This window comes from Haloflavibacter putidus (assembly GCF_006546625.1).
In the GTDB taxonomy this organism is placed as follows: domain Bacteria; phylum Bacteroidota; class Bacteroidia; order Flavobacteriales; family Flavobacteriaceae; genus Mesonia; species Mesonia putida.
Window position 1 is genome coordinate 48,093 of the sequence record NZ_VIAR01000010.1, and the last position, 12,098, is coordinate 60,190.

15 protein-coding genes are annotated in these 12,098 nt (G+C 34.4%); 11 read left to right on the forward strand and 4 right to left on the reverse strand.

The window, feature by feature from the left end; all coding sequences use genetic code 11:
• Positions 1–86: 86 nt before the first annotated feature.
• The 4 genes from FKR84_RS10090 (at position 87) to FKR84_RS10105 (ending at position 4,036) form a co-directional block, all read left to right on the forward strand.
• On the forward strand, positions 87–1,223 hold the full coding sequence (locus FKR84_RS10090; RefSeq protein WP_141422188.1) for a mechanosensitive ion channel family protein: 1,137 nt from the start codon (positions 87–89) through the stop codon (positions 1,221–1,223).
• 195 nt (positions 1,224–1,418) lie between these two features.
• Positions 1,419–2,000 carry a HupE/UreJ family protein gene (locus FKR84_RS10095; RefSeq protein ID WP_141422189.1) on the forward strand — a complete coding sequence of 194 codons (582 nt, stop codon included), beginning with the start codon at positions 1,419–1,421 and terminating at the stop codon, positions 1,998–2,000.
• A gap of 15 nt (positions 2,001–2,015) precedes the next feature.
• The gene (locus tag FKR84_RS10100; protein ID WP_141422190.1) at positions 2,016–2,450 is read left to right on the forward strand and encodes a deoxycytidylate deaminase; all 435 of its coding nucleotides are present in this window, start codon (positions 2,016–2,018) and stop codon (positions 2,448–2,450) included.
• A complete protein-coding gene (locus FKR84_RS10105) occupies positions 2,447–4,036 on the forward strand; it encodes a S41 family peptidase (RefSeq protein ID WP_141422191.1) in 1,590 nt (529 codons plus the stop codon). Before FKR84_RS10100 ends, FKR84_RS10105 begins: the two co-directional genes overlap by 4 nt.
• Positions 4,037–4,044: 8 nt before the next feature.
• Here FKR84_RS10105 and FKR84_RS10110 read toward each other — a convergent pair whose 3' ends face one another.
• Together FKR84_RS10110 and FKR84_RS10115 are read right to left on the reverse strand one after the other, a co-directional pair.
• Positions 4,045–4,248, reverse strand: coding sequence for a hypothetical protein (locus tag FKR84_RS10110; RefSeq protein WP_141422192.1), 204 nt, complete (start codon positions 4,246–4,248; stop codon positions 4,045–4,047).
• A gap of 2 nt (positions 4,249–4,250) precedes the next feature.
• Positions 4,251–4,826 carry a MarC family protein gene (locus FKR84_RS10115; RefSeq protein WP_141422193.1) on the reverse strand — a complete coding sequence of 192 codons (576 nt, stop codon included), beginning with the start codon at positions 4,824–4,826 and terminating at the stop codon, positions 4,251–4,253.
• 239 nt (positions 4,827–5,065) lie between these two features.
• Between FKR84_RS10115 and FKR84_RS10120 the strand changes: the two genes are divergently transcribed.
• The gene (locus FKR84_RS10120) at positions 5,066–5,650 is read left to right on the forward strand and encodes a DUF3109 family protein (RefSeq protein ID WP_141422194.1); all 585 of its coding nucleotides are present in this window, start codon (positions 5,066–5,068) and stop codon (positions 5,648–5,650) included.
• 4 nt (positions 5,651–5,654) lie between these two features.
• On the opposite strand, the gene FKR84_RS10125 is transcribed toward FKR84_RS10120, so the two are convergent.
• Positions 5,655–6,854 (reverse strand): sensor histidine kinase, encoded by a 1,200-nt coding sequence (locus tag FKR84_RS10125; RefSeq protein WP_233357735.1) that lies wholly within the window; start codon positions 6,852–6,854, stop codon positions 5,655–5,657.
• Between the two features lie 272 nt (positions 6,855–7,126).
• Positions 7,127–7,852 carry a LytR/AlgR family response regulator transcription factor gene (locus FKR84_RS10130; RefSeq protein WP_141422196.1) on the reverse strand — a complete coding sequence of 242 codons (726 nt, stop codon included), beginning with the start codon at positions 7,850–7,852 and terminating at the stop codon, positions 7,127–7,129.
• Positions 7,853–8,123: 271 nt separating this feature from the next.
• On the opposite strand from FKR84_RS10130, the gene FKR84_RS10135 reads away from it, so the two are divergent.
• The 6 genes from FKR84_RS10135 to FKR84_RS10160 all read left to right on the forward strand — a co-directional run bounded on the left by FKR84_RS10135 (position 8,124) and on the right by FKR84_RS10160 (position 11,915).
• Positions 8,124–8,924: a hypothetical protein gene (locus FKR84_RS10135; protein ID WP_141422197.1), complete on the forward strand. Its 801-nt coding sequence runs from the start codon at positions 8,124–8,126 to the stop codon at positions 8,922–8,924.
• A gap of 18 nt (positions 8,925–8,942) precedes the next feature.
• Positions 8,943–9,290: a DUF4870 domain-containing protein gene (locus FKR84_RS10140; RefSeq protein WP_141422198.1), complete on the forward strand. Its 348-nt coding sequence runs from the start codon at positions 8,943–8,945 to the stop codon at positions 9,288–9,290.
• Between the two features lie 39 nt (positions 9,291–9,329).
• Positions 9,330–9,842 carry an outer membrane protein gene (locus tag FKR84_RS10145; RefSeq protein WP_141422199.1) on the forward strand — a complete coding sequence of 171 codons (513 nt, stop codon included), beginning with the start codon at positions 9,330–9,332 and terminating at the stop codon, positions 9,840–9,842.
• Between the two features lie 49 nt (positions 9,843–9,891).
• The gene (locus FKR84_RS10150; RefSeq protein ID WP_141422200.1) at positions 9,892–10,479 is read left to right on the forward strand and encodes a hypothetical protein; all 588 of its coding nucleotides are present in this window, start codon (positions 9,892–9,894) and stop codon (positions 10,477–10,479) included.
• Positions 10,480–10,599: 120 nt separating this feature from the next.
• Positions 10,600–11,286, forward strand: coding sequence for a hypothetical protein (locus FKR84_RS10155; protein ID WP_141422201.1), 687 nt, complete (start codon positions 10,600–10,602; stop codon positions 11,284–11,286).
• Positions 11,287–11,315: 29 nt separating this feature from the next.
• Positions 11,316–11,915 (forward strand): hypothetical protein, encoded by a 600-nt coding sequence (locus FKR84_RS10160; RefSeq protein WP_141422202.1) that lies wholly within the window; start codon positions 11,316–11,318, stop codon positions 11,913–11,915.
• Positions 11,916–12,098 lie beyond the last annotated feature (183 nt).

Sequence of the window (12,098 nt, forward strand, 5' to 3'; positions counted from 1 at the left end):
ATACTCCCTTTCTATTCCGTAAAGAAAAAAGGACAAAAATTTACTTACTTTTGAAAAAGAACCTTGCAAGGGAAAAGCAACCGATTATGAAAAAATTTTTTATCGCACATAAAGACGATTTATTGTTTATAGGTTTTACCCTTTTAACCGTAATTTTACTTTTATGGCTTACCCAATTTACCTATACATTTCTAAACAAAAAACTGCAAGCTAAATTTAGTCGCAAAAGCCTGAAAAGTTTATTGCGCGTAAAGCAGATTTTAAACACTTTATGGGTTATTATTGGGTTAGGAACAATGAGTTTTGTATTCTTAAACCAAGAAACGGTTGATAAGGTAAAAGATCAATTGGAATTGATTGTTTATGTGGGCGTAATTATAATTCTTACCATATTGTTTGCGGCGGTAATGCAATTGTTTTTTAGCAAACAAATTCAAGAGAAAATAAACGAAGGAGAAGATTCTACCAACCTGCGCTTTATACAGTATTTGGCCACTATTGCAGTTTATTCTTTAGGTCTTTTACTAATTATTTTGGCTTTTCCTTCTTTACGAACTTTGGCCGGTACCATTTTAGGCGGTGCAGGAATCTTAGCCGTGGTAATTGGTATAGCTTCGCAAGAAGCCTTGGCAAATTTGGTGAGCGGTATTTTTATAATCACTTTTAAACCTTTCAAAATTGGCGATATCGTTAAAATTACAGACGAGATGATGGGAACCGTACACGATATTACTTTGCGACACACCGTAATTCGTGACTTTCAAAACAAAATGATTGTAATTCCCAACGCGATTATTAATAAAGAGCGCTTAATAAATTATGATTTAAACGATAATAAAGTACGCCAATGGGTTTTTATACGTGTTTCGTACGACAGCGATTTAGATCTGGCAAAGAAAATAATGTACGAAGAAAGCATGAACCATCCCTTTACCATAGACAACCGCAGCCCATTAGAAAAAGCCAATAAAGAGCCGGTGGTTTTGGTAAAAGTGGTAGAACTGCAAGAATCTTGTGTAATGCTGCGGGCGTGGGTGTGGACCAATAATTATGAAAACTCATTTGATCTTAAATGCGATTTATACGAAAGCATTAAAAAACGCTTTGACACGGAAGGAATTGTAATGCCATTCCCGCATCGTATGTTGGTTTTTAAAGATGAAAATGCCCAAGAATATTACGACACAACCAATTCTAAAGAAGATTCTAAAACCAACGAATAAACTTTCTTAAATTATAAAATTCTTCTCAAGTTTATTCTTAAAATAGTAACCGACAAGGCTTAGCGTTTTCTTTACGGAAAATTTTTCCTAAAGAAGTTTAAAAAAATAAAAACACCTACGGTTTTTATCTAATTATTTAGGCTTTTAATCTCGAAAAATGTAAGTTTGGAGCAGTTTTGTAATGTCTAACAAACCATGAACGATTTTTCAATTTACTTTAATTTAGGCTTAACCCATGTTTTAGACTGGAATGCCTACGACCACGTTTTATTTTTAACCGTTTTGGTAGCTGCTTCTACTTTTAAAGATTGGAAACGCGTGGTTGGTTTGGTAACCTTATTTACCATTGGTCATACTGCCTCTTTGGTTCTTGCTGCCTACGATGTTTTGGCAGTTTCGGGTAGTTTAATAGAGTTTTTAATTCCCGTTTCTATTTTAATTACTGCTTTTTATAACTTGTTTACTGCCGGCAAAACAAAAAATGGTTCTATTTTATTGCTGTATGTGGTAACTTTATTTTTTGGCTTAATTCACGGTTTCGGATTTTCGTCTTTCTTTGTAAGTACTACCGGTAGCGGCGGAATAGAAGTTTTACGCTTACTTGCATTTGCGGTAGGTATAGAGGCCGCACAATTAATTGTAGTCTTAATCGTTTTGCTATTAGCCTTTATTTTTCAGAATATATTTAGGTTGTCCAAACGCGATTGGGTGCTTATAATTTCGGCAATTATAATAGGGCTTACCATTCCTATGTTGCGCGAAAATTGGATATTATAACAACTTTTTTTAACCATGTCTTTAAAAAAACAATTAAAATTTGACAAAGCCTATCTGCGCATTGCAAACGAGTGGGGTAAACTCTCGCATTGCAAACGCCGGCAAGTAGGTGCCATTATTGTAAAAGAACGCATGATAATTTCTGACGGTTATAATGGTACTCCAAGCGGATTTGAAAACGTTTGTGAAGATGAAGCCGGTTTAACAAAATGGTTTGTTTTGCACGCAGAAGCCAACGCCATATTAAAAGTGGCAGGTTCTACACAATCTTGTAAAAATGCTACCTTATACATTACAATGTCTCCTTGCAAAGATTGTAGTAAATTAATTCACCAAGCTGGCATAAAACGTGTAGTGTACCAAAATAACTATAAAGATAATGCCGGCTTAGATTTTTTAAATCGTGCCGGTGTAGAAATAACGCACATAACAGAATTAAACGAAGATTGAAAACCTATTCTAAAAAATATTTACCCCTCATAATTGGCGCTGCTTGCGCCATTGGTGTTCTTATTGGCGCTTCGTTAAACTTTTCAGATAGTCCGGAGACGTTATTTAACGGCAACAGCAAAAGACAAAAATTAAACCGACTTATAAATTATATAGACTACGAGTATGTAGACGATGTAAATACAGATAGCATCGTAGATGTTACCGTAAATAGTATTTTAACCAATCTTGACCCGCATTCTATTTATATTCCTAAAGCAGATTACCAGAATGTTGCACAAAATATGAAAGGCGATTTTGTTGGTATTGGCATTCGTTTTTATACTATAGATGACACTATTGCTGTGGTGCGGCCATTGCCTAATAGCCCAAGCGAAAAAGCAGGTATAAAAGGTGGCGATAGGATTTTATTTGCAGATAAGCATCAATTGTTTGGTAAAGAAATTTCTAACGATTCGCTTACCAAAATCCTACAAGGCGAAGAAGGTTCTACCGTGAATTTAAAAATTTATCGTAAAAATCAAGACAGTCTTTTTAATGTCAGCGTAAAGCGTAGCAGCATACCTCTAACCAGTGTAGACGCTGCCTATATGCTTTCTGATAAGTTGGGGTATATAAAAGTAAATCGTTTTTCGGAAACTACTTATCGCGAGTTTAGAGAAGCAGAGAAAAACTTACGAAAAGAGGGCGCCAAAGAACTGGTATTAGATTTACGCGATAATGGCGGCGGCTATTTAGATGAGGCCGTAAAAATAGCAGACGAGTTTTTACCGAAGGGAAAACTAATTGTTTTTACAAAAAATAAATCGGGTAAAATAAAGAAAACCTATGCTACTCCAGATGGCGATTTTGAAAACGAGCCGGTTTATGTTTTAATTAACGAAAATACCGCTTCTGCCAGCGAAGTTATTGCCGGCGCTTTACAAGATAATGATATTGGTACCATAATTGGCAGACGTTCTTACGGAAAAGGTTTGGTACAACGCGAGATGGAATTGGGAGATGGCAGCGCAGTAAGATTAACTGTTGCACGCTATTACACACCTACGGGACGTTCTATTCAAAAACCCTATACCAACGGCAACAAAGCATATTTTGAAGATTATTTGCAACGCTATGAAAACGGCGAATTAAAAGAACGCGATAGTATTAATGTAACAGACTCCTTAAAATATAAAACCCCAAAGGGTAAAACTGTATATGGTGGCGGCGGAATAATACCCGATGTTTTTGTAGGCAAAGACACCAATTTTGAGCGCGAAAGCTTAAGTTATATGCTACGTGGCGGCGTGATGGATCGTTTTATTTTTGATATACTAGAAAAAGACCGCGAATATTACAATAATTTAGATCTGCAAAGCTTTAAAGCCAAAGAAATTGTAGGACCGCAAATTGTAGACGATTTTATTGCTTATCTAAAAGAATTTAATTTTGATTTTGATGCCCTACACTACCGCAATTTAATGCAACGCTATCTTAAAGCTACAATGGCACAACAATTATTTGGCACCAATGCTTTTGAGCAAATAGTAAATAAAAAAGACCTAATGCTGCAAAAAGTGCAAGATTTAGCTACAAGCTCTTAACAAACAATTTAAGAAGCCTCGTTTACACGCTTTTGAATAGCGCGACTTACAATCAAGATAAACATAAGCACAATAACACACAAAGCTGCAACAACCCCAGCCAGGGCCGTGCTACTTTCTTCCCCGAAAGGGTGATCAAAATCTAACAAACTGGCATTATAAACCATTAAAGCCATTGCAGAAAATAATATAAAATAGATGAGGTACTTCATAACTAAGAAAATAAGTTTTGAATATTAGTGGCAAATAATTTTACCGCAATTGCCAACAAAATTACACCAAAAATTTTACGTACCACACTAATACCTTGACTTCCTAATACTTTTTCTATTTTTCCCGATAGTTTAAGGACAATATATACAATTACAATATTGCCAATTATGGCGCCAATTATATTTATGGTTTCGTATTCTGCTCGCAAAGAAAGCAAGGTAGTCATAGTACCCGCGCCGGCTACCAACGGAAAAGCTAAAGGTACAATAGAAGCTGTTTCGGGCGCATCGTCTTTATAAAGTTGTACACCCAAAATCATTTCTAAAGCCAAAAAGAAGAGAATAAATGCCCCGGCAACGGCAAACGAGTTTACATCTATCCCAATTAGACCTAAAATCTCTTCACCTACAAACAAAAATAAAATCATTAATATGCCGGCAACAATAGAGGCCTTTTCGCTCTGTATATGTCCCGCTTTTTTGCGCAGATCTACAATAATGGGAATGCTTCCTGTAATATCTATTACCGCAAATAAAATCATTCCGGCAGTAAATATTTCTTTAAAATCAAGGTTCATAGTATAAGTCGTTTAAAAATCGCGCAAAAGTATTCTAAAATTCAAAGCTGGCAAGTGTTTTTCTGCCAAAAATTTTATTAAAATTTAATCGATAATAAACAGTCTATTACGACTTAAAAAACACTCAAAAAAATGAGGTCTTTTTGGGCTTTACGGAAGTTATTGCGCTTTATAAACTAAACCTTTTTTCCGTAAAGTACATCCTTGTTTCTTTTAAAATAACTTTTACCTTTGCCCTTATGTTTCAATTAGGAAAAACCATACTGTCTGAAGACATCATTAAAAAAGATTTTGTCTGTAATTTATCTGCTTGTAAAGGCGCGTGTTGTGTAGAAGGAGAAGCCGGGGCCCCGGTAGAAACCGCCGAAGTAGATTTACTGGAAAAGCACTACCCTACAATTAAACCTTTTTTACGCACAGAAGGCGTAAAAGCAATAGAAGAACAAGGCACCTACGTTACCAACGATTTTGACGAAATAGAGACGCCCTTGGTAAACGGCAAAGAATGTGCGTATGTAACTTTTGACGATAGAGGCATTGCTTTATGCGGAATTGAAGCGGCTTATCGGGCCGGAAAAATAGATTGGAAAAAACCTATTTCTTGTGAGCTTTACCCTATTAGATTGCAAGAGTATTCCCAATTTACCGCTTTAAATTACCATCGTTGGCCAATTTGCGATCCCGCTTGCAGTTTGGGCAAAGAATTACAAACGCCAATTTATAAATTTGTAAAAGAAGCTTTGGTAAAGAAATTTGGAGAAGCTTGGTACGAAGAATTAGAGGAAATTGCTTTGGCTATGCAAAAAGACACAAAACGCAGCTAAGTTTTTATTCAAAATAAAAAATCACTTTGGTACCTATTGCTTCCTCGTTTTTATAGAGGTCTATTATTTCGAAGTGGTGATTTTTATCGTGTTCTGTATTAAAATAACGCAAGCGTTCTTTGGTCATTTTTAAACCAACCGAATTTCTCTTCCAGGTTTTTTTGCTTTTATATTCTGCAGATTTTTTGCGACCAATGCCGTTATCTTCCATTTCTAACAAGACTTTATTGTCTTTTTGATAAATTTTTATTTCGAGGCGTTTTTCGCGTTTGCTTAAGGTTAACCCGTGCCATAAAGCATTTTCTACAAAAGGTTGTAAAATTAAAGGTGGCACTTTTAAACTGCTAAGATCTGGGTTGCCTTCTATGTTTATAGAAAAATGTATGGTATCTTCAAAACGCATATTTTCTATACCCATATACAATTCTATTAATTCTACTTCTTCTTGTAAACTATGTTGTTTGGCGCGAGAGCCTTCGAGTATTTTTCTAATAAGTTTAGAAAATTTATTCAGGTAATAAATAGCTTTTTCTTTATCGTTGTCTATAAAATATACTTTAATAGAGTTAAGGGCATTAAAAATAAAATGCGGATTCATTTGGCTTTGTAAAGAAGTAAGGTGCAACTCGTGTATTTCTTGTTTAAACTTTGTCTTTAATTGATTGATACGGTCTTGCTCTGCTTGAGCGTTAAGTTTTAAAACCTCATCTTCTTTTTTTTCCAACTCCCATTCTAACAATATGTTTTGTTCGTTTTTTATACGTTGGTTTTCTTGTAATTGATAAATAAGTTTCCGGTTTATAGTGCGCACTTTATAAGCAAGCCCTAAAGCAAAAACCAGGTGTTCTAAAAAAATACCTATATAAAAATAGACAATTGGCATAAGCAGCAATTGTCCATAATCTTCGTATCCAAAGCTGAGTATTAAGGCATAAACTGCCAAAATAATATAGGTGATACTACCAAAACAAATAAAGTATTTTAAATTACCCGGCAACTGCAAAACGCGTATAATAACGTAAACACCCAATAAAAACATGCCCGGAGTAAAGGCGTATAAAAAGAATTTTTGATAGAAAAAAGCAGGTAACCAAAGCATGGCAATTACCAAAAGAATACTAGAAGCTATAAAAACGGTGGTTACAATTTTTTTGAGGCTTTTATAGAGTTTTTTTTTATAGACATAGAGATCTACAAATTCCATAAAAAACAAAAAGTATAAGCAATTATATATTACTTGAACATACCAATTTAAGGGTTGTAAACTAGTGGTTAATATCTTATCCCTTAACGGAATGTCATAAGGTGTTTTTAGCAATAAAAAGCATAAAAGAAAAAAACTGTAGAAAGCATATTTCTGAAAACTCCTTTCTTTTGAATGGTAGCTTATTATGCTACTAATTATAAATAGCAGAAATACGGCCGTGGTGCTTAGGTGCCATAAAAAGTGATGTGGTGCAAAATCTAAGCTGCCCATTACATTTTTTCTAAGAATGAAGATTTTTTATTGCGCGACACCGGTATTTTCTTTCCGTTATCTAACATTACATAACCTTCTTGTTTTAAATATTCTCGTATGCGTTTCATATTTACCACATAAGAATTATGTACGCGGTAAAACTTATCTTCTGGTAAAATTGCCTGAATTTCTTTTAATTTTTTGCTCACAAACAAAGACTTTTCGTCTTCTAAAAATATCCTGCAATAATTGCCGTCGCTCTCGCAATACAAGACTTCTTCGGGATGCAGAAAAACCAGTTTCCCGTCAACGGGAATAGCTACACGTTTGTTAGAATTAGAAAGATCAAGTAAACTCTCTTCTAACAAATCTTTTACTTTAGGAGCTTTTCTTGCTTTTATTTTTTCTATTGTAGTGATTAAATCGTCTGAGTCTATTGGTTTTAATAAATAATCTAAGGCACTTTCTTTAATCGCCTTTACTGCGTATTGATCGTAAGCAGTAACAAAAACTACCTCGAAATTGCGTTCTTCAAAATTTTGTAGAAATTGAAAACCATCCATATTAGGCATTTCAATATCTAAAAAAACACAATCTATTGGGTGGTTTTTAAGATAGATCAAAGCCTCTTCAGGATCGGTAAAAAAAGCATCTACTTTTACATTGCTACAAAAACTTTCCAATTCCCACTTTAGGCTTTTTATAGATTTTAATTCGTCGTCTATGAGGAGTACATTCAACATGGTCTAAAAGTTTTTTCAGGTATCTGCCCTAATTTACTGAAAATAAATAGAAGTTTAAACATTTTTGTATAACCGGTTACATTTTACGTATAGATGTATAAATTTTGCGTGTAACTTGTAATTTCTTCCCTAAAAAAATACGAGAGGTTTAATTTTCCAATTATACAGCAAACTTCACCAACTATACATTTTTTAGGTGCCATTATATACTTTGTCTTTTATGTAAGCTTTTAAGCTGTGATATTTGGGACAACCTAAAACACAACACGTTATGCAGAATTTACTGAAAATAGGATTTTTAGGACTTGTCTTCCTACTATTCTATCAACCCGCACAAGGACAGTTTTTAGAAAAACTAAAAAAGAAAGTAGAAAAAAAAGCCGAAGATGTAGTCTTAGACAAAAGTGCCAACAAAACCGGAGACGAGGTTGGCAAGGGCATGGATGGTATTTTTAATTCTACTAGAAAGAAAAAGAAACGCTCAAAAAAAACTACTGTTAAAAAGGCGCCGCAGAGCACTTATAGTTTTGATTATCGTTATACGATGCAAATGAAAACGCAGGATCACGAAATGAACATGGTTTACTTTTTAACTAAAAAAGGAGATTATATGGGCATAGAAACCGGTCCCGCTTCTGTAGGAATGTTTTTAATAACAGATGGCGATAGCGATATGCAATATACTTTTATGAATGCCGGCGGAAGAAAAATGATGCAGTCTTCCAGCTTAGACCTCTCGCAAGTGCAAAACCAAGATGCAACCAACGATTATACCTATACAGATTTACCCGGAAAAACATTTTTGGGTTACCAATGTAAAGGTAAGCGTTTTGAGAATGAAGACTATAGCATAGATTTTTATTACACAACAGACGCACCCGTAAGTATGGTAGGCTTTGGGCAGGATAAAAATACCAATTTTCCAGAGGAGCTAGCTATGGCAGAAAATGCTTTGGTTATGTATATGAAAATGAAACATAAAAGAAAAAGCAAAAGAAATATGGAAATGCGCTGCGTAGAATTAACCGAAACAGATTATGACTTTTCTACCGGTGGTTACCAACAGTTTTAAACGCTAAAGACAAAAATTATGCAAACACAAGCAGAACATAAAATAGAAATTGCAGACAAAGAGAAAAACATTGGCATTATAGCCTATCTAACCTTAATAGGATTAATTGTAGCCTTTGTGATGAATAATGAAGAAAAAAGCAGTTACGCCCAATACCATATAAAGCAATCTTTAGGATTAATGCTAAGCGGTCTTGCACTGGGGGTAATTGGCTTAATACCAATTCTAGGCTGGATTGTTTCTATTCTAGGAACTTTCTTTCTTCTTTATTTATGGATTATGGGATTGTTAAACGCAATAAATAGCAAACAAAAACCAGTACCTATTTTAGGAACCCATTATGAGAAATGGTTCCAAAACCTATAATTAACGTAAACCTTTAACCATTTATAAATCACAAACATTATGAAACTAAAATTATGTATTACCAGCCTTTGCTTACTAATAGGCGGTCTTTTTGTAAGTAACGCCCAAGTAGAAACCAGAGTTGGCGGTATGTTGGCCTATGGCTCAGAAATAGAAAACTTAGGAATAGGCGCAACAGCAGAGTTTGGCATTTTAGAAAAGTTAAGTATAGCTCCAAGCTTTGTCTACTATCTCCCTAAAGAAGAAGGTCCTATAAAATGGAACTGGTGGGAGCTTAACGCAGATGCAAATTATTACTTTTTACAAGACGAAGGCTTTCAGCTTTTTGGTTTGGCTGGTATAAATTACAGTCAAATAGAGGTAAAATCTGATGTGGATTTTGGCCCTTACGGGGGAAGTTATGAAGCTAGCGATGGTAAAATAGGCCTAAACTTAGGTGCAGGAGTAAACCTAGACTTAGGAGACAACATCATGCCTTTTGCCAATCTTAAATATGTAATAATAGATGATGGCCAGTTGGTAATTGGTGCCGGTGTGAAGTTTAAAATTTAAACTTCCTTTTAGAAAAAATAGAAACTATAAACACATAAAAACAAATACGATGAAATTTATTCGACAAAATTTAAAAATACTGCTTCTAGCCTTTAGTTTTACTTTTGTAGCTTGTAGCAGTGACGACGATGGTGGCCCTTCCGGACCGGGAGATCCAAATAATGCGGTAAGCTCTTATGACATAACTATTGAAGGAGTTGGAGAGTACAGCAAAACCTGGAATTTAAACGAAGAATACCAAGATGGTGGTATGTCTGCCGTATATCTCAACGATCAAGAAGAAGGACAAGAGGTGATAACTGTTTATTTAAATGACCAAACAAACAATTTAAATATGTCTGGCGGTTTAGTATTATCTAACGGACAGCCGTTACCTTTAGGAGATCTTGATAATGGTTGGAACGAAACATTAGACGTATCCGGTTTGGTTTTTACTTTCGACAGTTATACAAGTGGCTACAGCTCTCTTTCCGGTACTGTAAGCATTAGCAATTTAGAAGTATTCGATGTCTCTACAGCCGGCGGCGCAGCATCTTTTGATATGCAATTAGACGGAACCTTTGATGACATTACTACTCAAGAAGTAGAGCAAATAAATATAACCGGGACATTCCGTTTTAATTCCGGACTATTTTAAACAATAATTACAAAACTAAACTTACCCGTGTCAACCAATAATCTTAGTGTTTTGGCACGGGTATTCTCTAAACCAATTTAACAACAACAATTAATTTTAAGAATGAAAAAATTAACCTTTATGAAAAGTAACATTTTTATCTTATGTATCAGTCTATTCGTTTTAACTGCCTGTAGCAGTGATGATGCTACTACTAACCCTGGACCAGACGATTTTAACCTTCTAACTCCCAACAACAGTAACAATGTAGACTTACTCCCAGAATTAACATGGGAAGCAGCAACACACCCAAATGACGATAATATTACTTACGATGTCTATTTAGGCACTCAAAATCCGCCACAAAATATAATTGCTACTAATCATACTTTTAATTTTTTAGATCTAGAAGAAGAGCTAGAGCCAGAAACTACTTATTATTGGCAAGTTGTAGCTAAAGATAGTAATGACAATACCAGTACAAGTAACTTGGCGTCTTTTACCGTTAGAGAAAAAACTACCGAAGAATTACTAAGAGGCAAATGGTTTTACGACAGTATAGAAGGAGAAGAACCCTTAAACACCTGTCAAAAAAATAGCTTTTTAAACTTCAAAGAAAATGGATCTTTAGAAATAAAGCGCTTTAACATAAATAACAATCAAGAATGTGTTTTTGACACCTCCATTTTAATGTATCAAACTACAAATGAAATACAGATAGAAGTTTCAATGGGTGAAGTTTCAGAAACCTGGAACATTGTTAATCTGGATGCTGGAAATTTAAGTATTGATGCTGAAGGTATCCTTTTAAATTTAGTAAAAGAATAACTAAAAGGTCATTAAAATAAAGCTTTATAATGAAATATATGCTAATGCTAAGCACTTTTTGTTTGCTATTTATCAGTCAGTTTTCATACACACAAGACTTACAAGGAAAATGGATTATGGCTAAGAAAAATAATAAGAACTCTTTTTTAAACGTGCACGTTATGCAGTTTACTAAAGACAGTCTTACGCATTATAATTTTGATCAAAAATTTTCGGCAACACGGTATTCCGTAAAGCAAAACCGTATAGAAGTAGATACTGCTGCTATTGGAGGTTTTAGATTTTTAGATGCAGATAGGTTCCGTTTAAAGCCGGAGAGAATAAGTGATTCTATAGATTTTGTGAGAATAAAACCTACAGAAACCAATTTGTCTTTCGAACAAATTAAAAAAAAGCACTATGCTATAAATTATAGAGGAAGAACGCTTATCACAGATTTTAATGATACTCTAGAAAATAACGGACCAAGCACTCGCTTAGAAAAAATAAGTGACACTTATTTTCTTTCAATTTACAGAAACGCAAGAAGATTAGGCGCAATACCTATAAAGAAAGCTACTAAACAAGAAATAGTAGTTTACGGTTTCCCCGAAATACCGTATCAAATTTTGGGAGAAGAGAAACCATAAATTGGCTCTAAAAATTTATTTAACAAGGCTTAATTAACCAAAACTTTTTGCCAAAAAAATATTAAGCACTCCATTACAAGTGAAAGCAAGGAATTTGTGTTTTATGTTAGGGAGTATAGTTAGTAATTTGCAATACCTTCGCAATAACTTGGGAGTGCTTTTTAATTATTTGTAAAAAATGCT

Coding starts and splice junctions, on each gene's coding strand:
- FKR84_RS10090 (WP_141422188.1), top strand. CDS start 87: ATGAAAAAATTTTTTATCGCACATAAAGACGATTTATTGTTTATAGGT.
- FKR84_RS10095 (WP_141422189.1), top strand. CDS start 1,419: ATGAACGATTTTTCAATTTACTTTAATTTAGGCTTAACCCATGTTTTA.
- FKR84_RS10100 (WP_141422190.1), top strand. CDS start 2,016: ATGTCTTTAAAAAAACAATTAAAATTTGACAAAGCCTATCTGCGCATT.
- FKR84_RS10110 (WP_141422192.1), bottom strand. CDS start 4,248: ATGAAGTACCTCATCTATTTTATATTATTTTCTGCAATGGCTTTAATG.
- FKR84_RS10115 (WP_141422193.1), bottom strand. CDS start 4,826: ATGAACCTTGATTTTAAAGAAATATTTACTGCCGGAATGATTTTATTT.
- FKR84_RS10120 (WP_141422194.1), top strand. CDS start 5,066: ATGTTTCAATTAGGAAAAACCATACTGTCTGAAGACATCATTAAAAAA.
- FKR84_RS10125 (WP_233357735.1), bottom strand. CDS start 6,854: ATGGAATTTGTAGATCTCTATGTCTATAAAAAAAAACTCTATAAAAGC.
- FKR84_RS10130 (WP_141422196.1), bottom strand. CDS start 7,852: ATGTTGAATGTACTCCTCATAGACGACGAATTAAAATCTATAAAAAGC.
- FKR84_RS10135 (WP_141422197.1), top strand. CDS start 8,124: ATGCAGAATTTACTGAAAATAGGATTTTTAGGACTTGTCTTCCTACTA.
- FKR84_RS10140 (WP_141422198.1), top strand. CDS start 8,943: ATGCAAACACAAGCAGAACATAAAATAGAAATTGCAGACAAAGAGAAA.
- FKR84_RS10145 (WP_141422199.1), top strand. CDS start 9,330: ATGAAACTAAAATTATGTATTACCAGCCTTTGCTTACTAATAGGCGGT.
- FKR84_RS10150 (WP_141422200.1), top strand. CDS start 9,892: ATGAAATTTATTCGACAAAATTTAAAAATACTGCTTCTAGCCTTTAGT.
- FKR84_RS10155 (WP_141422201.1), top strand. CDS start 10,600: ATGAAAAGTAACATTTTTATCTTATGTATCAGTCTATTCGTTTTAACT.
- FKR84_RS10160 (WP_141422202.1), top strand. CDS start 11,316: ATGAAATATATGCTAATGCTAAGCACTTTTTGTTTGCTATTTATCAGT.